This window comes from Paeniglutamicibacter sp. Y32M11, from assembly GCF_019285735.1.
Classification (GTDB): domain Bacteria; phylum Actinomycetota; class Actinomycetes; order Actinomycetales; family Micrococcaceae; genus Paeniglutamicibacter.
In genome coordinates this window covers 3,032,590-3,057,173 of record NZ_CP079107.1, presented here as the reverse complement: position 1 = coordinate 3,057,173, position 24,584 = coordinate 3,032,590, and the positions used below count along the sequence as shown (strand labels likewise).

Sequence of the window (24,584 nt, the reverse complement as noted above, 5' to 3'; positions counted from 1 at the left end):
GGCGGTGGGCGGGGTACTGCTAAGCTGGATACTTGTAGATCGGTAAGGTGCGATTCTTGTGCCCGAAGGTCTATGCGTCGACTGATTAGATTTCCCGACCCGCCGCGTGCCCCGAGATGACTTGGGAGCGACTACGGCCGGTCGATGTGCGCTTTGCGCCATCTTGGCTCTCTCTTTCTTCGGCGACCACGCGCGCCGAAACCGTCGTGCGAAGCTTTGATAGAAAGTATTACGTGAGTCCTTCATTCACTTCCCTTGGTGTGCCCGCAATTTTCGCCGATGTTCTTGCCTCGCAGGGAATCGAAACGGCATTCCCCATTCAGGAAGCAACGCTTCCCACCACCCTTAACGGTGGCGACGTGCTCGGCCGCGGTCAGACCGGCTCGGGCAAGACCCTTGCTTTCTCCCTTCCGGTGGTTGCACGCCTGGCTGCTAACCCCAAGCCACGCAAGGCACGCTTCCCGCGTGCATTGATCATGGCACCTACCCGCGAACTGGCCACCCAGATCGCCAAGGTTGTGGAACCGCTGGCCAGGGCCGTTGACCTTCGAGTTGCCGTCGTCTTCGGTGGCGTCTCGCAGCAGCGTCAGGAAAAAGACCTGAACGCCGGCGTTGACATCCTCATCGCTTGCCCCGGTCGCCTCGAGGACCTGCTCAAGCAGCGCGTCGCCGACCTCTCCCGCGTGGAAATTTCCGTACTCGACGAGGCCGATCACATGGCCGACCTCGGCTTCCTGCCGGTCGTCAAGCGCATCCTGGATCAGGCACCGCGCGGCATCCAGCACATGCTCTTCTCCGCCACCTTGGATAACGGCGTCGACAAGCTGGTTCAGCGCTACCTGTCCAACCCGACCGTTCACTCGGTTGACGCTCCGACCGCCGCCGTGAACACCATGGAACACCACGTGTTCATGGTGTCCAACGACGACAAGAAGGAACTGGTTCGCACCCTGGCCTCCGGCAGTGGCCGCCGCATCATGTTCATGCGCACCAAGCACCACGCCAAGAAGATGGCCGTCTGGCTGACCAAGTGCGGCATCCCGACCGTTGATCTGCACGGCAACCTGAGCCAGAACGCTCGTGACCGCAACCTCGCGGCCTTCTCCGCAGGCGACGCTCGCGTATTGGTAGCCACCGACGTTGCAGCCCGTGGCGTACACGTTGATGGTGTGGAGCTTGTTGTCCACATTGATCCGCCGGCCGAGCACAAGGCTTACCTGCACCGCTCGGGCCGTACCGCCCGCGCCGGTTCGGATGGCATTGTGGTCACCATCGCCACCCCGGATCAGCAGAGCGACGTGAAGTCCTTGATCAAGGCCGCTGGCCTGAAGGTTCCGATGGTCAAGGTCACCCCGAACTCACAGGTCGTCATGGACGTTGTGGGCGATGTTGCCGCTCCGGTTGCCTATGTTGCTCCGCAGCTGCGCAGCACCGCGACCGTTCGTAAGGAAACCCTGACGGACTCCGACGCAGCAGGCGGCCGTGGCCGTCGCCGCGGCGGTCGTGGGACCGCCAAGAGCTCAACCGGTGAGGCCCCGCGCAGTCGCGACGAAAGTCGTGGTGGCGAACGCCGCACCGAAAACCGTGGTGGCGAACGCCGCACCGAGAACCGCAGTGAAAACCGTGGTGGCGAACGCCGTGGCGAGGGTCGCGGCAACGCGGCTCCCGGCTACCGCAGCGAACGTCGTAACGACACCCGTGGCGCCTCGGCTCCGCGTGCCGGCGACCGCCGCACCGATAACCGTGCCGACCGCCGTGCCGATATGCAGCAGGATGACCGCGATGTAGCTCGTCGCACCAATCCGGCAAACCGCGGATCTGCCGCGGCTCGCAACAACTCGGGCCAGCGCCAGGGTGGCGCAGCGAGCTCACGCCCGCCGCGCAGCAACAACACCATCGGTGACGCCCTAGGCGCCTCCAAGGTTGAAGCAGCCAACGGTGCAGGCCGTGGCGCAGGTCGTGGGCGCGCTCCGCGCCGTGCGACCTCACCCGCCTCGGGCAACCGCAACAACTACTAAGGATCGATTCGCGGCGTTGCCGCGGTAGAACCTGATCGCCGGTGGGCCCGGTCAAGCAACTCAAACGTTGCTTGACCGGGCCCACCGGCGTTTAAGCAACGGTAGTGAATTTCGCGGATGCGGATTCATCCCTTTGTCTGAATCCGCAGCTGACGTGGTCGGTAGAGATCATCCTTTGGTGGCACCGGTTTCCCGGGTGACAACCAATAATCTGGGAGGGAAGAACAGGCCGCTGGTGCAAGACCACCGGGGTCAACCGGAGCAGCAGAACAGATTGCCGCAGTGTGACATAGGAGTTTGACCATGATTGAGTCATTGCAGGATTTCACCTCGACGTTCCCTCCGGCACTGGCGTGGCTGGCGGTGATGCTTGCAGCCGCCATTCCGTTTGTGGAGTCGTACTTTGGTGCAGCGATTGGGGTCGTCATTGGCGTTAACCCAGTGATCGCGATCCTTGCGGCCGTGGTGGGCAACGTGGCCTCAATGTTGCTCATGGTCAACGGTGCCCACTTTCTGCGTAGAAAAGCGAGCAAAGGCACTAAGGAACCTTCCCAAAAGTACGTCAAGTTGCGTGCCGCCTTCGATAAGTACGGCATCGCCGGTGTTAGCCTCCTGGGCCAGACGATCCTTCCGAGCCAGATCACCTCGGCCGCGTTGGTGTCCTTTGGAGCATCCAAGGAGAAGGTCATTTTCTGGCAGGTTATTTCGATCATTCTGTGGGGAACCGCGTTTGGCCTGCTGGTGTACCTGGGCATTGACGTTATCGGCGCCCGTTAGGGGGCACGGAGGCTCACCGGTAAACAGCGGCAGCTCGTGGCCCGAAAGCCGACCCGTCGCGGCCGGTGATCGGAACTCGGCGATGCTCCCAGAGGGTGATCACTGAGGGCGAACGCGACTCTCAGCAAACTCTAAGTTCCTTGTCATTCCGGGGATTTTCTAGCTCCATGGCGGCAAATTTGACCCTTCAAACCCAAACTTGAGCCATGCGCGCTCAACTTTGAATTGACATCGTTTTGCACTTCGGTAAACTTGAGTGCAGAACGCTCAACCGATTGAATTCGGGTTGGTCGTTGGTTCATTTCCCCAGGTAAGAAGGAGCATCCTCATGTCTCGTGCCGTAGGTATTGACCTCGGAACCACCAACTCTGTTGTATCCGTCCTCGAAGGTGGCGAGCCGACCGTTATCGCTAACGCCGAAGGCAACCGCACGACCCCCTCGGTCGTAGCCTTCTCCAAGAGTGGCGAAGTTCTGGTTGGCGACATCGCTCGCCGCCAGGCCGTGAACAACATCGATCGCACCATTGCTTCAGTCAAGCGCCACATGGGCACCGACTGGACCATCAACATCGACGACAAGAAGTACACCGCGCAGGAAATCTCCGCACGTACGCTGATGAAGCTCAAGGCAGACGCCGAGTCCTACTTGGGCGAAAAGGTCACCGACGCGGTTATCACCGTTCCGGCATACTTCAACGATGCCGAGCGTCAGGCCACCAAGGAAGCCGGCGAAATCGCTGGCATGAACGTTCTGCGTATCGTCAACGAGCCGACCGCAGCAGCCCTGGCCTACGGCCTGGATAAGGGCAAGGAAGACGAGCTCATCTTGGTCTTCGACCTCGGTGGCGGAACCTTCGACGTTTCCCTGCTCGAAGTTGGCAAGGACGAAGACGACTTCTCCACCATCCAGGTCCGCGCCACCTCGGGCGACAACCGCCTCGGCGGCGACGACTGGGATCAGCGTGTAGTTGACTGGCTGCTGGCTCAGGCCAAGCAGAAGGGTGCGGACCTGTCCAAGGACAAGATCGCCCTGCAGCGTCTGAAGGAAGCGGCAGAGCAGGCCAAGAAGGAACTTTCCTCGGCCACCTCCACCAACATCTCCCTGCAGTACCTCTCGGTCACCGCCGATGGCCCGGTTCACCTGGACGAGCACCTTTCCCGTGCCAAGTTCCAGGAACTGACCAACGACCTGCTCGAGCGCACTCGTAAGCCGTTCAAGGACGTTATCGCCGAAGCCGGCGTCAAGGTCTCCGAGATCGCTCACGTGATTCTCGTTGGCGGCTCGACCCGTATGCCGGCAGTTGCCGAACTGGTCAAGGAATTGGCCGGCAAGGAAGCCAACAAGGGTGTGAACCCGGATGAGGTTGTTGCCGTTGGTGCAGCACTGCAGGCCGGCGTCTTGAAGGGCGAGCGCAAGGACGTTCTGCTCATCGACGTCACCCCGCTGGCACTGGGCATCGAGACCAAGGGTGGAGTGATGACCAAGCTGATCGAGCGCAACACCGCGATCCCGACCAAGCGTTCGGAGACCTTCACCACCGCCGAGGACAACCAGCCTTCGGTTTCCATCCAGGTCTTCCAGGGCGAGCGCGAGTTCACCCGCGACAACAAGGCCCTGGGCACCTTTGAGCTGACCGGTATTGCACCGGCCCCGCGTGGCATCCCGCAGGTTGAGGTCACCTTCGACATCGACGCCAACGGCATCGTCCACGTGTCCGCCAAGGACAAGGGCACCGGAGTCGAGCAGTCGATGACCATCACCGGCGGCACCGCGCTGTCCAAGGATGACATCGAGCGCATGGTTCGCGAAGCCGAGGAGCACGCCTCCGAGGACAAGGCGCGCCGTGAGGCAGCCGAGACCCGCAACGCCGCCGAGCAGTCCGCCTACTCGGTGGACAAGCTCATCAAGGACAACGAAGACAAGCTGCCCGAAGAGGTCAAGACCGAGGTTCAGGCCGACGTTGACGCCCTGAAGAAGGCCCTGGAATCCCAGGACAACGATGACGAGGTCAAGGCCGCGTTTGAGAAGCTTCAGGCTTCGCAGACCAAGCTGGGCGAAGCCATCTACTCGCAGGCTCAGACCGAGTCCGAGGGTGCCGAGGGTGCAGAAGCACCGCAGGCCGAAGAAGACATCGTTGACGCAGAGGTCATTGACGAAGACGACGAAAACGTCAAGAAGTAAGGGGCGCATCGACCATGTCAGAGGAAAATCACGACGAAGCTACCTCCCACGAAGAGGTTACTCCGGTCGACGAAGCCCATGACTCGGGCGACGCGTTGAGCCAGGCCGAGGCCATCCTCAATGAGGCCGGCCTCGACACCGAGGAAGCAACCCCGGTGGTGGACAAGGAAGCCGAACTGCGCGATGACCTATTGCGCCTGCAGGCCGAATACGTCAACTACCGCAGGCGTGTTGAACGTGACCGCGATGTAGCGCGTGAAAACGCCATCCAGTCGGTCATCGTCAACCTGTTGCCGGTGGTTGATGACATCGACGCCGCTCGCCAGCATGGTGACCTGGTTGATGGCCCCTTCGCGTCGATTGCCAACAAGCTCGACACCGTGCTCGAAGGCCTTGGCCTGCTGCGCGTTGACGAAGCCGGCGTGGCCTTCGACCCGAACATTCACGAGGCACTGATCCAGCAGCCAAACGCCGAAATTCCGGCGGATCACGTGGCGCAGATTCTGCGTCCGGGCTTCAAGAAGGGCGAGCGCGTTCTGCGTGCCGCCCAGGTAATCGTCTCCCTCGGAGAGTAATTACCACGGTGTGGCTCCTGCCCTAGGCGGGTGCCACACCAGCTACCAGGTATGCGGCGGTTCGCACCAGGTTCCGGTGATGGAGCCCGCGATCCGTCGCATACTTGGTGGAGTCAACACCCTAGATTTCTCCCCGCCGCGATCGATGAGCGGGTGAGCCACAGATTTTTTACAGCAAAGGAGGCGCCCGGTGGCAAGTCAGGACTGGGTCGACAAAGATTTCTACGCCATTCTTGGCGTCTCCAAGGACGCCAGCGACGCGGACATCAAGAAGGCGTATCGGAAGATGGCGCGCAAGTTCCACCCGGATACCAACGCCGGGGACCCCGAGGCCGAGCGCAAGTTCAAGGACATCACCGAGGCCAACGCGGTCCTGTCCGACAGCGAAGAACGTCAGCAATACGACGGCATCCGGGCCATGGGCTCCGGGGCACGCTTCAGCGCCGGCGGACAGGGTGGAGGCCAGGGCAACGCCGGCTTCGAGGACGTCTTCTCCAACCTCTTCGGCGGTGGTGGCGGATCCCGACGTGGTGGTCAGGTTCCACCGGACTTTGCCGACCTCTTTGGCGGCGGTGGCTTCGGCCAGCAGGCACCACGCAAGGGTGCCGACCGCACGGCAAGCACCTCGATCTCCTTTGCCGGTTCCATGAAGGGAACGACCATTGGGCTGCGTGAAGCCAATGGTGAGATCATCGACGTTCGGATTCCTGCCGGCATCAAGGACGGGCAATCGGTCCGCGTGCGCGGCAAGGGCTCCCCGGGCGGTGCCGGCGCGGGGGACCTGATTGTGAAGGTCACCGTCAAGCCACACGGCTTCTTCATCCGCGAGGAGAACAATATCCGGATTCACGTCCCGATTTCCTTCTCCGAAGCCGCACTCGGTGGCCAGATCGAAGTCCCCACGCTCACCGGGGAACGAGTCAAGATGAAGGTTCCCGCGGGTTCGGCCACCGGTCGCACCCTGCGCCTGAAGGGCCGTGGGGTTGTCACGTCCAAGATCAGCGGCGACCTGCTGATCACCCTGGACGTGGTCATCCCGCAGAACCTCAGCAAGGAAGCACAGGAGGCCGTCGAGGCCTTCGCCGCAGCCACCAAGGATGAGGATCCGCGCGAAAGCCTGTTCACCCGCGCAACACTCTAGTTAACCAAGCGCCTCGTTCCGCCATTGCGCGGCGCGGGGCGCTTGTCCGTACCAGGATTTTGGCTACGGTGGAACATATTAGAACGGAAGGGCAGTGATCATGGCTACTGACCGACTGAGGCCGATCTTTGTCATTTCCATGGCAGCGGAGTTGGCCGAGATGCACCCCCAGACGCTGCGGCAATATGACCGCCTGGGTCTGGTGTCCCCCTCGCGGCAGGGCGGAAAGCAGCGTCGCTACTCGGAGCACGACGTTGAACTATTGCGCGAAATTCAGCGGCTTTCCAAGGACGGTGTCTCCCTGGAGGGCATCAGGCGCATCATGGCCCTAGAAAACCAGGTGGCTGCCCTGCGCTCACGCGTGGGGGAGTTGAGCAACGAAGTGTTTGCCTTGCGCAGCGCCCACCAGGCCATGGGCCTGGGACGAGTTTTCGCCGCCGGCAGCACCGGCGATGTGGTTTCCCTGGCCCGCGGACAGCGCCCGCGCGGCCGCAGCCAGGCCGTGGTGGTGTGGAAGCCGCGTAACAAGTAGCAGTGCCCACCGTCGGCAAGGGATAAGACCATGACACCAGCTACTCACTACGCCGGGTTATCGGCCATGGCCCATCAAAGATTCGAAGCACTCTGCGCCATCCGTGGGCACCTGCGCGGCACTCACCGGCAGGCACTGGATGGGACGGCCCATGCCTTGCGTCGAGGTTCCATGGACCCCGCGATTCCGTCCCGTCATCTTCTCTTTTTGGATCTCTCGGCCAGGGAGCCGTTGGCAGCGATTGCTGTCGGTGATCTTGACACCGCCAGCCACGTGACATTCCAGCTCTCCGGGACGGGGATTCGAGCCCGCAACGCCCTGTGGGGGTCGGTGCGCGAAGCCGGACAGCTATACCTTGAGCAACTCCGCGTCGGAGCACCAGCGCCGGCCGTGGTGGCCTGGCTGGGCTATCGGACACCCAACCTCGCCAGCGCCCTGCTGAACATTGCCGCGCGACGAGGAATCAGCAGGCTGGCGGAGGACCTGAGTACCTTTGCTCGGCTGCGGCCAGATCGCCCGCACCTGGCCATCGAGGCCCATTCCTACGCTGCATCACTGGCCGCTCAGGTCCTTGATGCCCAATCCGACTTTGGAGCTCAAGTGCAGGCCCTGGCCATGATCGGATCGGCGGGAATTCCCAGGATTCTCTCGCGCACGCCGGATCGGTTAAACATCCCGAAACAGAACATTTATGAGGCCATCGCGCACGGGGATTACCTGGCCATGCTGGGGCGCGCATTCTCGGGACGACAGCTACTGAACGGCCACGCCTTTAGTGTGGGGGCCATGCCCGAGCTGGGCCTGTACGCGGCACGAGGACATAACACCTCCCGGTTCATGGACGGGAACTTAGATTCGCCCAGAGGCTACCGGGATCCGGACACACTGTCCCTGCGGAACATTGCCTTGATCACCACCGGACAGCAGCCCTTGGCTTAAAGCAGAACGGGGCGGAGTGAGGCCTTCGCCTGTCCACCGCCCCGCCGAAGACGTTCTAGAGTGCCTTGCGGTAGGCCAAATCGAAGATCAGGCGGCCAGCCTTCAGGGCCTTGCCCTCGAAACTGGTCAGGGTGCGGCCCTCAAAGCGCGGGGCCCAGCCGCCGAGCTCATCAAGGAAGTCCGGGTCCGGGTCCTCGTTTTCGAGGCCCAAGCGGCGGACATGGGTGAGGTTGCTGTCCTCACCGGATAACTCGCCGGCGTGCAGATTGGTGAACGCGGGGGAGGCGTCAAAAACTTCACGCATTTGTTCGGCATAGTTGGACCAGTCGGTGGCCAATCGGATGACTCCACCGGGCTCCAAAACGCGCTCGAGTTTGGGTAGGAAGCTTTCCTTGATCAAGCGGCGCTTGTGGTGGCGTATCTTGTGCCACGGATCGGAGAAGAAGATCCAGATCTCGGCGACGGATTCTGCCGGCAGCATGGAGTCGAGGGCTTCTGGAGCATTGGCTTGAACCGCTCGCACATTGCTCAGCTCGCTGTTTTCAACGCGCACCATCAGCGCTGCCAGCCCGGGCAGGTAAACTTCCACCGCCAGGAAATCGGTGTCGCTATTCTGGCTGGCGGCAAAGGCCATGGCCTCGCCGAGGCCCGAACCGATCTCAACGATCAAGGGGGCCTTGCGGCCGTAGAGAGCCTCGGCATCGAAGGTGTAGCCTTCGCCCACCGAGGTGTCGGTGCGCTCACGCGGAGGATCAATGATGTACTTGCTGGCCGTGCGTTCCCAGGCATCGGCGCGACGACCATGCAGACGGGTGCCGCGTCGAACAAATGACACAGGCTCGGGCTGATAGAAGCTGAGGTCGTCGACGGCGCGGCCGCTGGTCGGCGCCTTGTACTCTGGGGGAATGCTCATGAGCTTAAGCCTAGCGAACTTCAGCGTCGGTCTTTCCCCGCCTTGGGTGCCGTCTTGGTCACCGGATGTGGCCCAGATGAGTAGGTTTCTCCGGGCAACAGGCCCGTTTGCCCCATCAGTTCCCCGACGGTGACCAGAGTGTATCCCTTGGCCTTGAGGCCCGAAATAACCGCGGGAATTGCGTCAACGGTGCTCGAATGGATGTCATGCATCAGCACGATGGACCCCGGGGTGCTCTGTTGTACCGCGGCCTTCACGACCTTTGCGGTGTTGCGGTGCTTCCAATCCAGGGTGTCGACGTCCCACAGAATGACCGGGGCCTTTGCCGCCCGATCAACGGCGGAATTGCGAGCCCCATAGGGAGGACGTAGCAAAGCGGCAGATGACCCCACGGCCTCGGTGATCACGGTGTCGGTGCGGTCAATCTCACGTCGAATCTGGGCGAGGGAGAGCGATGGTAGCGATCGGTGGTTCCATGTGTGATTGCCAATTTGGTGTCCCTCAGAGACGATGCGCTGCAAGATTTGTGGCCGCAGCTTCGCGTTGGGACCCGTGACGAAGAAGGTCGACGGGGCATTGCCCGCCTTCAAATGGTCCAATAGCTTCGCTGTCTTTGGACCCGGCCCGTCATCAAAGGTCAGAGCAACACATTTTTGGGTGGAACAGTTGATCGAGCGTCTCTTCGGAGCCACCGTGCCCTCTGGCGCTTGCGGGGCGGCAGGATTTAACTGAGGAACCTTTGCCGTAGTGGAGAGCCGGGAGTGCAAGCGGCTTAACGTCCGTGGCGAGGTCAGCGTGGAGCGTACGCTGGTTCCGAAATCCGATAATAGGTCGGTGACCTCTTCGGCCTTGACCGAAACCATAAGAGGGCCGCGGGCTTCGGTGCTCGGCGCATCGTCGTCCAGTTGAACCAGTGCGTTTCCGCGCAGGTCGAAGGTCACCGAGTCCAGCCACGCCTTCTCAAGCAATAGTGGGCTTCTGGTGTGACGTTGAGGATCGTTGTTAAGTTCCCTGGTCACTAACTTCTTGAACGTTACCCAGCTAGCGTCGGTGTCAAATAGATCTCGCGTGGTGCCTTCGGCATGATGTTTCAGATCAAACCACTGAGTCTGATAGTTGGTCCCACTGGCGGTATCGGTGGACTCAAAGCTCTCGATTCGGATGCCCATGACATTCTCGGAAATGGCGACGAGGTGACTACGTACGTTCAACTCCGCCCGCGGGCTGACAACGGTCCGTGCTTCGGTGTCGACGGAGGTTGTGAACGCTGATATTTTTGCCGCAACGAGTGCTCGCTGGGCCTCGGTGATTTCGGGGTTCGAGGAGACTTCGAGGTGCTTGGTGAAGATATGCCGGTGCTCATCGGACCGCACAACGGCTTCTAACCCGGGCATCAGGATCAGGGGTAGCGAATTGAAATGATGCTGATCGCTCCCGGTCTCGCTGGCCGCCTCTTCCTGCACTAGCGGAGGGGGCGAGGGGGCTGTGGGGACCGACGCGCAACTGGTGAGAAGCAAGAGGGAAACGATTCCCCAGAGGATCAGCGGTGATTTTCGAGCAAACGCGTGCGGCATTCAATTATTTTCGCATTTTCAATGGAATTAATTGAATCAACTCAACTGCGGTGACGAGTCGGTGGAACCTTGGATTCGTAAGTCCGGGGGAAACTCAGGGTGTTCCCCGATGGCGTGGTGAGGGTTTGTGTACCAAGCTGTAAATATGCGAAACACTCTCTCCATAGTCCTGAACATCATTTGGCTCGTTTTTGGCGGCATCTGGCTGTCGATCGGCTATATGGCGGCGGGCATCATTTGCTGCATCCTTATCGTGACGATTCCCTTTGGCATCGCGTCCTTCCGCATTGCCCTCTACGCTTTGTGGCCGTTCGGACGCACCGTGGTCGACCGTGGCAGAGTGGGAGCTTTCTCCACTATTGGAAATGTCATCTGGGTTCTGGTGGCGGGTATCTGGATTGCCATCGGCCATGTGCTGACGGCAATCCCCATGTTTGTCAGCATTGTGGGCATTCCCTTGGGCATCGCCAACCTGAAGATGATCCCTATTTCACTCATGCCCTTGGGCAAGGTCATCGTTCCGAGCACCCAGTACCTGCCGACGACGCGATAGCTCCACCACGACATCCGGCAACGGCGGCGGGCTGTCTCGGGTTACTCGCCTCTCTCCAAGCGGACTAACTTGAGGGGAGTCTGCCTGCGTCATTAACCATCGGTCAGCCCGCTCGCCACACGGCGCGGGCTGATTCTTTTAAACGCGGAAAGCGAGGCTCGTGCGCACCACGTCATGACTACCGTGGAAAGAAGAAGCTCAAGAAGCCCCCAGCCCCCCTTGTTTATCGGCGAATCGATTTCTAGTCTGGGGAGTGGCAAATTCTGCCAAAGACCGAGGGATGGAAACGACTCATGAGGGACCTCATCAATTGCCTGTGGTTTGACGGGCGTGGAGCCGAAGCGGCCTTGTACTACACCGGAATCTTTCCGAATTCAGCGATTTCTTCACACCTAGACATCAACACGGAGGGAAAGCCTTCCAGCGAGCCGATGACGGTGGAATTCAACCTTAATGGCAGAGCATTTGTTGCCCTCAACGGTGGGCCGCAATTCACCTTCAACGAAGCTGTCTCCTTCCAGATCATGTGTGATGATCAGGCCGAAGTCGACTATTACTGGGAAAAGCTCACTGACGGTGGTGAAGAAAGCCAGTGTGGTTGGCTCAGAGACCGTTTTGGTGTGTCGTGGCAGGTTGTCCCGGTGCGGATGGCTCAGCTGCTGGGGGACCCGGACCCGGAAGTCGTCCGTCGAGTGGTGGAGGCCTTTATGCCCATGAAGAAGCTGGACATCGGTGTCTTGGAGGCGGCGGCCAGGGGCTAGCGTCATTTTGATGTACTCCTGGGGGTCGAGTCGGTTCCTACGTGCTGGATGCATGAGCGGTTCGAGGCGGGGCAACGGCAGAGGGATGTTCTAGGAAGCCGCGGGTGGGTGCGGTGTTTTTCGATCGAAACGCTGAAGCGTTGGCGATCCCTGATCGGGTTGCCAACGCTTCAGTGATTTAACAGGAATATTTGCCTTCTGCGCATAGTTGAGTGATATAGACTCAAGTTTGAGCATAGAGCCAACCACGAAGGGATGAGCATGGATACCAAGCTGACCACCAAGAGCCAGGAAGCACTCTCCGCATCGGGAATGAACGCCTCGACGGCAGGAAACCCCCAAGTGGAGCCCGCACATCTACTAAAAGCCTTGGTCGACCAACGCGAGTCCGTCGCCGTGGCCCTACTGAAGGCCGCTGGCATCGACCCGGACCAGGTCTCCGTTCAAGCCAGCGCGGCTATCAAGGCGTTGCCCGCCTCTTCCGGAAACAACGTGGCCCAAGCTCAATACTCCCGCGCCATTTTGCAGACCATTACGGCTGCCCAGCAGGCGGCAGCAGCCTTGGGCGACACCTACGTATCCACCGAACACTTGCTACTGGGACTCAGCGAAGATACCGGGGCCGCCGGTAAGGCGCTGCGGACGGCCGGTGCCACACGAAAGATCCTCGATACCGCACTGCCAACCATTCGTGGAGACCGCAAGGTTAATAACCCCGATCCCGAAAATACTTTCCAGGCGCTGGAAAAGTTCGGTACCGATATGACCGCTATCGCGCGGTCGGGAAAACTCGACCCGGTTATCGGGCGCGATGCCGAGATTCGGCGCGTCGTCCAGGTGCTCTCCCGCCGGACGAAAAACAACCCGGTACTGATCGGCGAACCCGGTGTGGGTAAAACAGCGGTCGTCGAGGGGCTGGCTCAACGCATGGTGGCCGGAGATGTTCCCGAATCCCTGCGTGGCAAAACCCTGATCTCCTTGGACCTGGGGTCCATGATCGCCGGGGCCAAATACCGTGGTGAATTCGAGGAACGGCTCAAGGCAGTCTTGGAGGAAATCAAGGCCTCCGACGGGCAGATCGTCACCTTCATCGACGAGATTCACACCGTAGTGGGGGCAGGTGCCTCCGAAGGCGCCATGGACGCCGGCAACATGCTCAAGCCCATGCTGGCCCGCGGCGAGTTGCGCCTGATCGGTGCCACCACGCTGGACGAGTACCGCAAGAACATTGAGAAAGATCCCGCCCTCGAGCGTCGCTTCGCTCAGGTATATGTGGGGGAGCCCAGTGTTAACGACACCATTGCCATCCTGCGCGGTCTCAAACAACGTTACGAAGCCCACCATAAGGTCACCATCGCCGACTCGGCACTGGTAGCGGCGGCGACACTCTCCAATCGCTACATCTCCGGACGCCAGCTTCCCGACAAGGCCATCGACCTCGTTGATGAGGCGGCGAGCCGACTGCGCATGGAGATTGACTCGGCACCGGAGGAAATTGATGCTCTGCGGCGCTCCGTGGACCGGCTGACCATGGAGGAACTGGCGTTAAGCGGGGAGACCGACCCCGCATCGCGGGATCGCCTCGAGGTATTGCGCGCCGACATGGCGGATAAGAAGGAGGAGCTCGATGCGCTTAATGCGCGCTGGGAATCGGAGAAGGCAGGACTGAACCGTGTGGGCGACCTCAAGGTGCGCCTGGATGAGTTGCGCTCGCGTGCCGAGAAGATGCAGCGCGAGGGCGATCTTGAGGGTGCCTCGCGCCTGCTCTACGGGGAAATCCCCGCACTTGAGAAGGAGGTCTCCGATGCTGCCCAGGCGGAGGCCAGCGCGGTGCCCGTGGAACTGATGGTCGCCGAAGAAGTCACGGCCGATGACATTGCCGAGGTAATTTCCGCCTGGACCGGGATTCCGGCCGGGAGGATGCTGCAGGGCGAAAGTCAGAAGCTGCTGGAAATGGAGCAGTTCTTGGGCCATCGCCTCATCGGTCAGGCCAAGGCGGTGGCCACCGTCTCCGATGCCGTGCGCCGTGCCCGCGCCGGGATCTCCGATCCCGACCGGCCGACCGGATCCTTCCTGTTTTTGGGCCCCACCGGCGTGGGTAAGACCGAGCTGGCCAAGGCACTGGCCGACTTCCTCTTTGATGACGAGCGTGCGATGGTGCGCATCGACATGTCCGAATACGCTGAAAAGCACTCGGTCGCCCGACTGGTCGGTGCCCCTCCGGGCTACGTCGGCTACGAAGAGGGTGGACAGCTCACCGAGGCCGTACGCCGCCGACCCTACTCGGTGGTGCTACTCGACGAGGTAGAAAAGGCCCACCCCGAGGTCTTCGACATCCTGCTTCAGGTTCTGGATGATGGTCGGCTGACCGATGGTCAGGGACGCACCGTGGACTTCCGCAACGTCATCTTGATCATGACCTCGAATCTTGGTTCGCAGTTCCTGGTTGATCAGACGCTGGAGGAGGACGTTAAGCGCGCGGGAGTGATGAACTTGGTGAATGCCGCGTTTAAGCCCGAGTTCCTGAATCGGCTGGATGACGTGGTCATGTTTGATCCACTCTCGCTGGATGAATTGGGCTCGATTGTTGCACTGCAGGTCGACGCGCTGGCTGGCCGTTTGGCGGCTCGACGTCTGTCCCTGGTGGTGGATGACGACGCCCGAGATTGGTTGGCCTTCACCGGCTTTGACCCCGCCTTTGGTGCCCGTCCATTGCGTCGCCTGGTGCAGCGCGAGATCGGAGACCGGCTGGCCCGCGCACTCCTTGCCGGCACCATCCAAGACGGAGATACCGTTGAGGTGGGGATCGGTGCGGAAGACGCCGGGCTGACGCTCAGCTCGCGCCGTGGCTAAGCCAGCCTACGTAGCAGGCTAGTGCCCGGGGACCGGAAACGGTCCTCGGGCACGAGTGTTCGGCGGAACTAGGTGTTCTGGGCGGGAGTTGGAGCGGGCAGCATGGAGATGCGCACGCTGCCCTCGTTTAGAGCCAGAAAGCAGTCGACAACCCTGTCACCACTTTTCCAGGATGACTCGGACGGTCGAGAAAAATGGTATGACCAACCGGCATCCAAGGGGCTGGACGGATCCAGCGCAATGGACTTGCAGAGCTTCTCGGAGGTATCCAAAATTTTGGCCGAGCCTGGGAAGGTGTCCCCGTCGAGGCTAAAGCTTCCGATCAATTGCGCGTTGTGCGCCGTCTGACAGGTCACCACCGTTGAGGTGTCCAGCGGGCTGGTGAAACCCTGGAGGCAATCGGCGCTTTCCAATTGGTCGGCCGGAACTTCGGTGGCGATCACACCATCGATCCCCGGTGATGCGTTTCGTGTCACGTCCGTGGGCGCATTTGAGGCAGCATCCTGGCCAAAGAATTTATTGGCCCCGTAGATGGCGACCAGGAGAATTCCCAGCGCGCCGACGAGTGCCCAAAGCGCCGGAGCGCGCCACCACGAACGGGCCGTTGTCGAGGCACTGAGAGCCTGATGAGCGGCGTTTGACTCCGGCTGTGGCAGATCAGGCAAGCAAGCTCCCCGGTGGGTGGCAGTCGACTCGGTGGACAAAATAATACTCTACCGGCGGAACGGCGCTTCGGGGCAGGCACTCGCCGCGGAATCATGTTAACCTTGAGACACGAAAGAATTAGTCACATATTCTGGGGCCTCCGCCTACTTAAGACCGGACCACCTCCAGATCTACTGAAAAAAGGGGGTCACGCCATGGGGCGCGGCCGTCAGAAGGCAAAAGCGACACGGCAGGCCAGGGACATGAAGTATTTCTCCCCGGCCACTGATTTGTCCGCCTTAGAACGCGAGCTTGGAAAGAATCGTGGACATAGTGCCACGATCCCAAGCCCTGTCGAAGTACCTTACGAGTCCGATTATTCGGATTACGAAGATAAGTACTCAGACGAAGACGACGAGGACGACCAACGGCGCATCAGCTGATGTGCCGACTCCCTGTAGTGACCCCGGAGTAATCCGTGGTCAACGGTTCTCCAAAACGTATATACGGCAACCGTGGCCGCCACGCAGAACATGCGTTGGTGACCGCGGTCTTTGTCGTATCCGATGAATTGGGTGTGTGAAGATGCTTCACGAAGGAAAACTCGGCATAGAGATGGCCCACCGTGCTGCCATCCGATCCATCGAACGGGTGGTGGGGGAGATCGCACCGCTCCAAGACCCCGAGGTGGCACGTGGTGGCATCGCCAAGATGCTCACCGCGGGTTCGGTGCTGGTGCTCACCGGTGCGGGGGTCTCCACCGACTCCGGAATTCCCGACTATCGAGGTCCCAATGGATCCCTGCGGCGCCACCGGCCCATGACCTACCAGGAGTTTCTGCACGAACCCGCTGCCCGCCACAGGTACTGGGCGCGAAGCTACGTCGGATGGCGACATATGGCCCTCGCCATGCCGAACGCCATCCATCAGCGTCTGGCGCGCTGGGAAACGGAGGGCTTGATCGCAGGCGTTGTGACCCAAAACGTTGATGGCCTGCATTTGGCCGCCGGATCACAGAACGTCATCGCGCTGCATGGGGATCTTGAACAGATTGCCTGCCTGAACTGTGGCGCCACCGAACCCCGCGTCTCCCTTGATCGTCGGCTCCACGAGGCCAACCCCGGTTACCTCGAGGCCGTTGACCTTGATGTTTCACTGGTCAACCCGGATGGGGACGTCTCCCTGGATGAGCGGCACGTCGCTCAGTTCATCATGGTTTCCTGCCTGGTCTGCGGCTCACTGGCACTGAAACCCAACGTGGTCTATTTCGGGGAAAATGTTCCCCCCGAACGCAAGGCCCAGCTCAAGGAACTTGAAGCGGTCTCCAGCTCCTTGCTGGTCATTGGGTCCTCGCTGGCCGTGATGAGCGGCTACAAGCTATTGCTCGACGCGCGGGCCGCTGGCAAGCGTGTGGGGCTGATTAACGGCGGTCCCACCCGTGGGGACGCCAAAGCAGATTTCCGCTGGCGCGCAAACATCGCTCAGGCACTCGAAATGCTGGAAGTCAGCGACGCGGTGGAAGCGAAACGCCCCATGTAGCAACGCCGGAGCAGACGTTAAGACACTGATGGACGGTACCCAGAGGTACCGTCCATCAGTGTCTTAGAGCTTTTTGGCTTAGAGTGCGAAGGCTCCGCGCATCAATACTGCGCCACCGTCAACACCCTTGGCACCCTGAACGTAGTCCAGTCCAGCGCCCTTGGCCTCGTCGGTGATCGAACCAACGGTGCCCATGACCCATGAGGTCATGCCGCGTGCGTTCAGGCGGCTCAGTGCAGCGTCGGCTACGGAGGCATCCACGATGGCCACCATGCCCACGCCCAGGTTCAGTGTGCGCTCCAGATCCGGCTGCGGTACGGAACCGAGCTCGGAGATGACCTTGAAGACCGAGGGCAGTGCCCAGGAGTTGCGCTCCACGGTGGCCATCAGACCCTGCGGCAGCACGCGGGCCAGGTTGGCCGCGAGGCCGCCACCGGTGACGTGGCTGAAACCGTGGATCTTGATGGCCCCATCAACGTTGAACGCGCGGATCAGATCCAGGCAGTCAGCGGTGTAAATGCGGGTGGGAACCAGCAGTTCCTCACCGAGGGTGCGGCCGAACTCCGGCACGTGACGGTCAAGGGCCCAGCCGGCGTGCGCAACAACGCTGCGGACCAGTGAGTAGCCGTTGGAGTGAATACCCGAGGCGGCCATGCCGATGATGACATCGCCGTTTTTCACGCGCTCCGGGCCCAGCAGGCCGTCGGCCTCGACGATGCCCGTCGCGGCACCGGCAACATCGTATTCGTGCTCGCCCAACAAGCCCGGGTGCTCGGCGGTTTCGCCGCCCACCAGAGCCGTGCCGGCAATCTTGCAACCCTCGGCGATGCCGCGGACGATGTCCGCGATGCGCTCGGGAACTACCTTGCCGCAGGCGATGTAGTCGGTCATGAACAGCGGCTCGGCGCCGACCACCACGATGTCATCCACCACCATGCCGACCAGGTCCTGGCCGATGGTGTCGTGAATGTCCATGGCCTGGGCGATGGCCACCTTGGTGCCCACACCATCGGTGGAGGTCGCCAGCAACGGCTTCTTGTAGGAAAGGAACTTCGAGGCGTCGTACAGGCCGGCGAATCCGCCGACTCCGCCCAGAACGTTGGAGTTGTGAGTGGCCTTGATGGCACCCTTCATCAACTCAACGGCGCGGTCACCGGCCTCAACATCAACACCGGCCGAAGCATAGGTGATACCGGAATTCTCAGGGGTGGCGCTGGTCATCTCTGAAACTGTCCTTTACTTAGTTGCTCGGGTTTTGTCTTCGGCGGTGAGGGTGGACTCAAATTCAGCATCCGGGCCCGGCTCACATCCCGCCTGGTTGCTACTTTCAAGCAAGTTCTTGCCGATGCGATCCGATGCCGGCAGGGCGATCGGGTAGTCACCGGTGAAGCACGCGGTACACAGACGTTCACGCTTCTGCAGCGTGGCGTTGATCATCCCGTCCTCGGAAATGTACGCCAGAGAATCGGCGCCGATGGACTTGCCGATTTCCTCGACGGCCGCACCATTGGCAATCAGCTCCGCGCGGGTGGCGAAGTCGATGCCGTAGAAGCAGGGCCACTTCACCGGGGGAGAAGAAATCTTCACGTGCACCTCGGCGGCGCCGGCCTCGCGGAGCATCCGCACCACGGCACGCTGGGTATTACCGCGCACGATCGAGTCGTCAACGACCACCACGCGCTTGCCTTTGATGACCGGCTCCAGGGCGTTGAGCTTGAGCTTGATGCCCAGCTGACGCAGCGTCTGGGACGGCTGGATGAAGGTTCGACCAACATAGGCATTTTTCACAAAGCCATGGGCGAAGGGGATACCCGATTCCTCGGCGTAGCCGATGGCCGCCGGGGTGCCCGATTCGGGGACGGGGATCACGATGTCTGCATCGGCGGAGTTTTCGCGGGCCAGCTGACGACCCATTTCTACCCGAGATTCGTAGACCGAGCGGCCGTTGATGGCAGCATCGGGACGGGCCAGGTATACGTATTCAAAGACGCAGGCCTTGGGAGTGGCAACGCCGAAGCGCTGCGAGCGCACCCCATCCTCATCGATGGCGATAAATTCGCCGGGCTCGATTTCGCGGATGAAGCTGGCGCCAACGGTGGCCAGTGCCGCCTGTTCGGAGGCCACTACCCATCCGCGTTCCAGCCGGCCGAGCACCAGCGGGCGCACACCGTAGGTGTCGCGTGCCGCATAGAGGGTGTGTTCGTCCATGAAGACGAAGCAGAAGGCACCGCTGAGCTTGGGCAGCAGTGCGAGTGCTGCCTCCTCGAGTGACTCACCCGAGTCACCATTGAGCAACGCCGTCACCAGTGCGGTATCGGTGGTATTACCCTGGGCGATTTCGCCACGGATTTTTTCGCCGGATTCGGCGTGGACAGAGTTGACCATCTCCAGCAGTTCTGCGGAGTTGGTGAGGTTTCCGTTGTGAGCAAGTGCCACGGTGCCAGCGGCAGTGGGGCCCAGCGTCGGTTGGGCATTGGCCCAGTGGCTGGCTCCGGTGGTGGAGTAGCGGCAATGGCCGATGGCCAGATGCCCGGGCATCGCATTAAGGGTGTTTTCATCAAACACCTGCGAGACCAGACCCATGTCTTTATAGACATTGATCCGTTCGCCGTCACTCGTGGCCAAACCGGCCGATTCTTGCCCGCGATGCTGCAGCGCATACAGACCGTAATAGGTCAGTTTCGCTACTTCTTCGCCGGGGGCCCAAACTCCAAAGACGCCGCATTCATCCTGCGGGCCCTTCTCGTTGGGCAAGAGGTCATGATTAAGGTTTCCATCGCCACGCGCCATAGAAATTATTCTCTCACGAGCCGCTGGCTGCATTTCCCGTGAAGTGACGCACAATCGAAGTTCTACTGGTGTTCTGCGGCACCCATAGGCACGGCAAGCGCTCGACGTGCCTTTTTGCGTGTGATGCGATCCACAATGAGGAAGGCGATACAGGCCAACGTTACGCCGACAAAGCCAAAACCGACCGAGAGGAAGCCAGCGACCGCCGCACGAGTGAATTCCGCGGACTCCTCGCCGGAATAGGCGGAGATGAAGGCGATGATCACGCCGAGAAGGGCACCAATGCCCATGAACGGCCAAAACTTTGGTGCTGCGTAAACGAGCACCTCAACGTCGCCGGATTTCTTACTCGCCGGGTTGGGGGTGCTGGGGTGCTGACTGGATTCCATAACTACAAGGTTACTAAACCAGTGGAAGCTCGCCCGACAGGTCCGCGCGCAGCCCCGAGGCGGTGACCCTTCCGGTGGCCAGCGCGGCATCCCACGCCAGGGTGCCGGCCGCCAGGGCCAGCCAGAGCTCGGCCGGTAACTCGATGACATTCGGCGGGGTGCCACGGGTGTGTCGGGGCCCGGGGATGCATTGGGTCACCCCAAAGGGCGGCACCCGCACTTCCACGGAGTTTCCCTCGGCGCGCGTTGCCAGTTCCTCCAGGGTGTAACGCACGGCCATGGCCAGCACCGGACGCGGTGGTGCTTCGGCCCCGGAGGCTGCGGCCTCGATCCAGCGGCGAAAGGCCCTGGAGCCCTCGGCCGGATCGATGCGTCGTTTGATGGCCAAGGTCTAGCTTTCCAGCTGGTTGATCACGTGGCTGGCCAGCCGCACCGAACCGACGGGGACCTCGCCTCCGAGCACCGGACGGGTCAGCTTGGGAAGCACCGATTCGAGTTGCGCGGTGGTGATGGCTCCGGCATTGGCCAGCAGCGTGAGCCCCAGAAGATCGGACCCGCGGCCGGATCCATCGAGCATTTTCACCGCTACCGCGGTGCCATTGGGCGCGGCCATGACCAGCACGCCCTCGGCACCCAGCTTGGCGATCACTTCAAGATCTTCCATCACCACGGAGTTGGGCAAGCCGTGGCCCTGAACCGCCCATGGGTAGTCGAGCATCGCGGTGGCGATCGTGGCGGCACGTGCATCGGCATGCTTATTACCCGGGGCCAGCGCCAGCTTGGACACCGCGCGGGCCAGGCCCGCGAGCGAAATGACGGGAACCGGTGCTCCACAGCCATCTACACCCAGATGTGAAATCTTTTCGCCCGCGTATTCCTCGATCACGGAAATCACGCGTTGCTGAACCGGGTGATCGGGGGAGAGGTAATTTTCGGTGTCCCACCCATTTTCGGTGCAGGCCCACAGGAACGCTGCGTGCTTGCCCGAACAATTGAAGGCGATCTTCGACTTGCCTCCACCCTGACGAATCAACTCGCTGCGGGTTGCCTCATGTGCGGGCCAGGCCTCGGGGCAACGCAGTTCGGCCGAGCTGAGTCCCGCAGCCGCGAGCATGGATTCGACCACGTCGGTGTGCTCGGTGCTGCCCACATGGCTGGCACAGGCCAGGGCCACCTGGGCACCACGCAACGGCACGCCCAATTGCATCGAGGCCATGGCCTGGAAGGGCTTGAGCGTGGAGCGCGGGAAAATCAGCGTGTTGGGGTTGCCCAGGGCGAACGTGATCTCGCCGGCGGCATTGATGACAACGGCCGTGCCTCGATGCCGCGACTCGATGAAGCCATTGCGTTCAAGGACAACAAGATCAACGGTTTCGGAGGCGAGCTGCGTTTCGGACATGTGATTTAGTTTACGTGCTCCGCACGTTGAAGCAGCGCAACAATGAAGTCCGCGTCGGGATCCGCCGGGCGCATGTCCCACGTGGAAAACCGGGCCGTAAATTCGAGCCCCGCCGCGCGCACATCCGCTGCGAAATCAGCGGGCGCGTAGCCCAGACTCGGCGAAAATCCCAAGACCAAACGGGCCTCGGGAGCCAGATGCCGCGCGAGTGAGTTCAGCACCTGCGCCTGGGTGCCGGGGGCCACAAACGCCAGGACATTTCCCGCGGCAAACACCACATCAAATTCCTCGACACCACCGTTGGCCACACGCAGCTCGAAGCTGGCCAGATTCCCCGGTATCCACCGCGCATCGGGGAAGTCATGGGCCGCGGCGCCCAATAACTCCTCATCCAAATCCACGCCCGTGACCCGGTGCCCCAACCGGGCTAGGGCACCGCCCACCCGACCGGTGCCGCATCCAGCATCAAGCACCCTCGCCCCGCGCGGCAGCAGCGCATCGATAAAGCGTGCCTCACCGTCAAGGTCCACTCCCTGCGCCCGCAACTGGGCAAAACGTTTAATGTAGTTCTTGGCCTGCTCCGGGTTGCTCTGAGCCCGTTGCTGCCACAGTGTTTCTTCGTCCATGACTTGAGCATAGGCGCAGCACCCGGTAGTGGGTCAGTGCGGCAGGCCAACGCACATTACGTCGCGGTGAGGTCTTTTGTCCGCTACGCCCGGGTCAAACCCGGTAGGCTTTAGCCTCGTGAAGGTACTGGTTATTGGCCCCGGCGGCCGCGAACATGCACTGATCCGCGCACTAGCTGCGGATCCCTACGTCACCGACCTACATTGCGCTCCGGGCAATGCTGGGATCTCGCGTGATGTCTCCACCCACCAAATCGATGCACAGGACCCGGCCGCAGTGCTGGCCCTGGCGCGCGATCTGGGCTCGGATCTGGTGGTGGTTGGCCCCGAAGCGCCCCTGGCGGCAGGTGTTGCCGACGTCCTGATCGAGGCCGGCATCCCCGTCTTTGGACCCACCAAGGCCGCGGCCCAGCTCGAAGCCTCAAAGGCCTTCGCCAAGACCGTGATGGCAGCGGCCGAGGTTCCCACGGCCATGGCCCGGGTTGCCACCACCACGCAGGAAGCCGCCGAGGCGCTTGATGCCTTTGGTGCTCCCTATGTTGTTAAGGACGATGGCCTAGCAGCCGGCAAGGGCGTGGTGGTCACCAACGACCGCGCCGAGGCCCTGGCCCACGCCGAGACCTGCTTTGAGGCCGGCGGCACCGTGGTCATCGAGGAATTCCTCGACGGCCCGGAGGTTTCCCTCTTTGTCATCTGCGATGGCACCCACGCCGTCCCACTGGCCCCGGCCCAAGACTTCAAACGCATCTTTGATGATGATCAGGGCCCGAACACCGGCGGCATGGGCGCCTACTCGCCGCTGCCGTGGCTCCCGGCCGGCTTCGTGGACGAGGTCATGGAACGTGTCGCCTACCCGACCTTGCGCGACATGGAACACCGCGGAACCCCCTTCACCGGTGTGCTCTACTGCGGCCTGGCCATCACCACCCGCGGCATCCGCGTCATCGAATTTAACGCACGTTTCGGCGACCCCGAGACCCAGGCCGTGCTCGCTCGGCTCAAGACACCGCTGGGCGGCCTGCTGATGGCGGCGGCCAAGGGTGAACTTGATGACGCCGAGGTTTTGCACTGGCGTCCCGAGACCGCCGTTGGCGTGGTCATGGCGGCAGAAAACTACCCCGATTCACCCATCAAGGGTGCCACCATCACGGGCATCGACGCCGCCGAAGCCATCGAGAACGTATCGGTGCTGCACGCGGGAACCACCAACAACGAAGCCGGCGAGGTCATCGTTGATGGCGGGCGCGTGCTGGCAGTCGTAGGCCTGGGCGCAGATCTTCATGCAGCGCGCAATTCGGCCTACGCCGGCGTGGCAGCCATCTCCTGGGACGGTGCCCAGCACCGTAACGACATTGCGCTGAAGGCCGCCAACGGCCAGATCAGCGTCTCGGAAGGAACACACTAAATGTCAGGCCTGCAAACCGAAACCCTGGATCTGCCGGGATGGACACACCACTATTCGGGCAAGGTCCGCGATCTGTACATCCCGGCCGGTTCCACCTTTGAGGAAACCGACCGGGTTTTGGTGGTCGCCTCCGATCGCATCAGCGCCTTTGACTTTGTGCTGGAATCCGAGATCCCCGACAAGGGCAAGGTGCTGACGCAGCTGAGCCTGTGGTGGTTCGAGAAGTTGGCACAATTCCCCAACCACGTCATCTCCACCGACGTCCCCGACGCCGTGGTGGGCCGGGCGATGGTCTGCAAAAAGCTCGACATGTTCCCGATCGAATGCATCGCCCGCGGGTACCTCACCGGCTCCGGCCTGGCCGAATACAAGGATCGTCAGACCGTCTGCGCGTTGCCGCTGCAGGCCGGCATGGTGGATGGTTCGAAGTTGGATCCGGCGATCTTCACCCCCTCGGCCAAGGCCGAGGTCGGTGAACACGACGAGAACATCACCTTCGAGGAAACCGCTGCCCGCATCGGCGGCCAGCAGGCTGCCGATCTGCGTGATGCCACCCTGGCGTTGTACACCCGCGCCGAGGAGATCGCCCGCGAACGCGGCATCATCCTGGCCGATACCAAGGTGGAGTTCGGGATCGATCCGGCCACCGGCGAGATCACCCTGGGCGATGAGGTGCTCACCCCCGATTCTTCACGCTTCTGGGATGCGCAGACCTACTCACCGGGCCAGGCTCAGCCGTCCTTCGACAAGCAGTTTGTCCGTGACTACCTCACCTCGGCGGCCTCGGGCTGGGACAAGAACTCCGATGAGGAACCTCCGGCACTTCCGGCGGACATCATCGAGCTCACCCGTGCACGCTACATCGATGCCTACGAGCGCCTGACCGGTCTGACCTTTAGCGCCTAAGTCACTCATCAACAAAGCCCCCGTTCATTTTGAACGGGGCTTTGTTGTGCCGTGCGGCGGTCGGGGT

At 61.6% G+C, this 24,584-nt stretch carries 23 protein-coding genes; 14 read left to right on the top strand and 9 right to left on the bottom strand.

The features are described 5' to 3' along the window. Window positions 1-233 precede the first annotated feature (233 nt). From KUF55_RS13545 to KUF55_RS13515, 7 genes are all read left to right on the top strand, one after another. Window positions 234-2,018, top strand: coding sequence for a DEAD/DEAH box helicase (locus KUF55_RS13545; RefSeq protein ID WP_218816921.1), 1,785 nt, complete (start codon window positions 234-236; stop codon window positions 2,016-2,018). Window positions 2,019-2,321: 303 nt separating this feature from the next. Beyond that, window positions 2,322-2,795, top strand: a complete 474-nt coding sequence (locus tag KUF55_RS13540) for a hypothetical protein (RefSeq protein WP_132359121.1) — start codon at window positions 2,322-2,324, stop codon at window positions 2,793-2,795. Between the two features lie 328 nt (window positions 2,796-3,123). Beyond that, entirely contained in the window at window positions 3,124-4,977 is a 1,854-nt protein-coding gene (gene dnaK, locus KUF55_RS13535; RefSeq protein ID WP_132359119.1) for a molecular chaperone DnaK, read from the top strand. Between the two features lie 14 nt (window positions 4,978-4,991). After that, on the top strand, window positions 4,992-5,552 hold the full coding sequence (locus tag KUF55_RS13530; RefSeq protein ID WP_218816920.1) for a nucleotide exchange factor GrpE: 561 nt from the start codon (window positions 4,992-4,994) through the stop codon (window positions 5,550-5,552). Between the two features lie 190 nt (window positions 5,553-5,742). Beyond that, window positions 5,743-6,693 carry a DnaJ C-terminal domain-containing protein gene (locus tag KUF55_RS13525; protein WP_132359115.1) on the top strand — a complete coding sequence of 317 codons (951 nt, stop codon included), beginning with the start codon at window positions 5,743-5,745 and terminating at the stop codon, window positions 6,691-6,693. Window positions 6,694-6,793: 100 nt separating this feature from the next. Beyond that, window positions 6,794-7,225, top strand: a complete 432-nt coding sequence (locus KUF55_RS13520) for a heat shock protein transcriptional repressor HspR (protein WP_132359113.1) — start codon at window positions 6,794-6,796, stop codon at window positions 7,223-7,225. Between the two features lie 30 nt (window positions 7,226-7,255). Next, window positions 7,256-8,164, top strand: coding sequence for an alpha/beta hydrolase (locus KUF55_RS13515; protein ID WP_132359111.1), 909 nt, complete (start codon window positions 7,256-7,258; stop codon window positions 8,162-8,164). 55 nt (window positions 8,165-8,219) lie between these two features. Here the strand turns inward: KUF55_RS13515 and trmB are convergent, their stop codons facing one another. Then, entirely contained in the window at window positions 8,220-9,077 is an 858-nt protein-coding gene (gene trmB, locus KUF55_RS13510) for a tRNA (guanosine(46)-N7)-methyltransferase TrmB (protein WP_218816919.1), read from the bottom strand. A gap of 20 nt (window positions 9,078-9,097) precedes the next feature. Further along, entirely contained in the window at window positions 9,098-10,651 is a 1,554-nt protein-coding gene (locus KUF55_RS13505) for a polysaccharide deacetylase family protein (protein ID WP_218816918.1), read from the bottom strand. A gap of 145 nt (window positions 10,652-10,796) precedes the next feature. On the opposite strand from KUF55_RS13505, the gene KUF55_RS13500 reads away from it, so the two are divergent. From KUF55_RS13500 to clpB, 3 genes are all read left to right on the top strand, one after another. Continuing rightward, window positions 10,797-11,204, top strand: coding sequence for a YccF domain-containing protein (locus tag KUF55_RS13500; RefSeq protein WP_218816917.1), 408 nt, complete (start codon window positions 10,797-10,799; stop codon window positions 11,202-11,204). Window positions 11,205-11,497: 293 nt separating this feature from the next. Continuing rightward, entirely contained in the window at window positions 11,498-11,965 is a 468-nt protein-coding gene (locus tag KUF55_RS13495; protein WP_218816916.1) for a VOC family protein, read from the top strand. A gap of 261 nt (window positions 11,966-12,226) precedes the next feature. Further along, window positions 12,227-14,818: an ATP-dependent chaperone ClpB gene (gene clpB / locus KUF55_RS13490; RefSeq protein ID WP_218816915.1), complete on the top strand. Its 2,592-nt coding sequence runs from the start codon at window positions 12,227-12,229 to the stop codon at window positions 14,816-14,818. A gap of 68 nt (window positions 14,819-14,886) precedes the next feature. Here clpB and KUF55_RS13485 read toward each other — a convergent pair whose 3' ends face one another. Further along, a complete protein-coding gene (locus tag KUF55_RS13485) occupies window positions 14,887-15,483 on the bottom strand; it encodes a septum formation family protein (protein ID WP_218816914.1) in 597 nt (198 codons plus the stop codon). A 195-nt stretch (window positions 15,484-15,678) separates the two neighbouring features. Between KUF55_RS13485 and KUF55_RS13480 the strand changes: the two genes are divergently transcribed. Both KUF55_RS13480 and KUF55_RS13475 read left to right on the top strand, forming a co-directional pair. Then, entirely contained in the window at window positions 15,679-15,906 is a 228-nt protein-coding gene (locus KUF55_RS13480) for a DUF3073 domain-containing protein (RefSeq protein ID WP_132359097.1), read from the top strand. A gap of 172 nt (window positions 15,907-16,078) precedes the next feature. Next, entirely contained in the window at window positions 16,079-17,002 is a 924-nt protein-coding gene (locus KUF55_RS13475) for a Sir2 family NAD-dependent protein deacetylase (RefSeq protein WP_218816913.1), read from the top strand. A gap of 78 nt (window positions 17,003-17,080) precedes the next feature. Here KUF55_RS13475 and purM read toward each other — a convergent pair whose 3' ends face one another. The 6 genes from purM to KUF55_RS13445 all read right to left on the bottom strand — a co-directional run bounded on the left by purM (window position 17,081) and on the right by KUF55_RS13445 (window position 22,206). Next, window positions 17,081-18,223, bottom strand: a complete 1,143-nt coding sequence (purM, locus tag KUF55_RS13470; RefSeq protein WP_132359093.1) for a phosphoribosylformylglycinamidine cyclo-ligase — start codon at window positions 18,221-18,223, stop codon at window positions 17,081-17,083. 15 nt (window positions 18,224-18,238) lie between these two features. After that, window positions 18,239-19,792, bottom strand: a complete 1,554-nt coding sequence (gene purF / locus KUF55_RS13465; RefSeq protein WP_132359091.1) for an amidophosphoribosyltransferase — start codon at window positions 19,790-19,792, stop codon at window positions 18,239-18,241. Window positions 19,793-19,854: 62 nt separating this feature from the next. After that, window positions 19,855-20,181, bottom strand: a complete 327-nt coding sequence (locus KUF55_RS13460) for a hypothetical protein (RefSeq protein WP_218816912.1) — start codon at window positions 20,179-20,181, stop codon at window positions 19,855-19,857. Window positions 20,182-20,194: 13 nt separating this feature from the next. After that, the gene (locus tag KUF55_RS13455; protein ID WP_132359087.1) at window positions 20,195-20,569 is read right to left on the bottom strand and encodes a sterol carrier family protein; all 375 of its coding nucleotides are present in this window, start codon (window positions 20,567-20,569) and stop codon (window positions 20,195-20,197) included. A gap of 3 nt (window positions 20,570-20,572) precedes the next feature. Next, window positions 20,573-21,580, bottom strand: coding sequence for an asparaginase (locus tag KUF55_RS13450; RefSeq protein WP_218816911.1), 1,008 nt, complete (start codon window positions 21,578-21,580; stop codon window positions 20,573-20,575). 5 nt (window positions 21,581-21,585) lie between these two features. Continuing rightward, window positions 21,586-22,206, bottom strand: coding sequence for a bifunctional 2-polyprenyl-6-hydroxyphenol methylase/3-demethylubiquinol 3-O-methyltransferase UbiG (locus KUF55_RS13445; protein WP_218816910.1), 621 nt, complete (start codon window positions 22,204-22,206; stop codon window positions 21,586-21,588). Between the two features lie 118 nt (window positions 22,207-22,324). Between KUF55_RS13445 and purD the strand changes: the two genes are divergently transcribed. After that, window positions 22,325-23,611, top strand: coding sequence for a phosphoribosylamine--glycine ligase (purD, locus tag KUF55_RS13440; RefSeq protein ID WP_218816909.1), 1,287 nt, complete (start codon window positions 22,325-22,327; stop codon window positions 23,609-23,611). Beyond that, window positions 23,612-24,517 carry a phosphoribosylaminoimidazolesuccinocarboxamide synthase gene (locus KUF55_RS13435; protein ID WP_132359076.1) on the top strand — a complete coding sequence of 302 codons (906 nt, stop codon included), beginning with the start codon at window positions 23,612-23,614 and terminating at the stop codon, window positions 24,515-24,517. Window positions 24,518-24,584: the final 67 nt, after the last annotated feature.

Bases quoted from the DNA above. Each gene is read 5' to 3' on its own strand.
- KUF55_RS13540 (WP_132359121.1), top strand. From the start codon at position 2,322: ATGATTGAGTCATTGCAGGATTTCACCTCGACGTTCCCTCCGGCACTG.
- dnaK (WP_132359119.1), top strand. From the start codon at position 3,124: ATGTCTCGTGCCGTAGGTATTGACCTCGGAACCACCAACTCTGTTGTA.
- KUF55_RS13530 (WP_218816920.1), top strand. From the start codon at position 4,992: ATGTCAGAGGAAAATCACGACGAAGCTACCTCCCACGAAGAGGTTACT.
- KUF55_RS13520 (WP_132359113.1), top strand. From the start codon at position 6,794: ATGGCTACTGACCGACTGAGGCCGATCTTTGTCATTTCCATGGCAGCG.
- KUF55_RS13515 (WP_132359111.1), top strand. From the start codon at position 7,256: ATGACACCAGCTACTCACTACGCCGGGTTATCGGCCATGGCCCATCAA.
- trmB (WP_218816919.1), bottom strand. From the start codon at position 9,077: ATGAGCATTCCCCCAGAGTACAAGGCGCCGACCAGCGGCCGCGCCGTC.
- KUF55_RS13505 (WP_218816918.1), bottom strand. From the start codon at position 10,651: ATGCCGCACGCGTTTGCTCGAAAATCACCGCTGATCCTCTGGGGAATC.
- KUF55_RS13500 (WP_218816917.1), top strand. From the start codon at position 10,797: ATGCGAAACACTCTCTCCATAGTCCTGAACATCATTTGGCTCGTTTTT.
- KUF55_RS13495 (WP_218816916.1), top strand. From the start codon at position 11,498: ATGAGGGACCTCATCAATTGCCTGTGGTTTGACGGGCGTGGAGCCGAA.
- clpB (WP_218816915.1), top strand. From the start codon at position 12,227: ATGGATACCAAGCTGACCACCAAGAGCCAGGAAGCACTCTCCGCATCG.
- KUF55_RS13480 (WP_132359097.1), top strand. From the start codon at position 15,679: ATGGGGCGCGGCCGTCAGAAGGCAAAAGCGACACGGCAGGCCAGGGAC.
- KUF55_RS13475 (WP_218816913.1), top strand. From the start codon at position 16,079: ATGGCCCACCGTGCTGCCATCCGATCCATCGAACGGGTGGTGGGGGAG.
- purM (WP_132359093.1), bottom strand. From the start codon at position 18,223: ATGACCAGCGCCACCCCTGAGAATTCCGGTATCACCTATGCTTCGGCC.
- purF (WP_132359091.1), bottom strand. From the start codon at position 19,792: ATGGCGCGTGGCGATGGAAACCTTAATCATGACCTCTTGCCCAACGAG.
- KUF55_RS13460 (WP_218816912.1), bottom strand. From the start codon at position 20,181: ATGGAATCCAGTCAGCACCCCAGCACCCCCAACCCGGCGAGTAAGAAA.
- KUF55_RS13450 (WP_218816911.1), bottom strand. From the start codon at position 21,580: ATGTCCGAAACGCAGCTCGCCTCCGAAACCGTTGATCTTGTTGTCCTT.
- KUF55_RS13445 (WP_218816910.1), bottom strand. From the start codon at position 22,206: ATGGACGAAGAAACACTGTGGCAGCAACGGGCTCAGAGCAACCCGGAG.
- KUF55_RS13435 (WP_132359076.1), top strand. From the start codon at position 23,612: ATGTCAGGCCTGCAAACCGAAACCCTGGATCTGCCGGGATGGACACAC.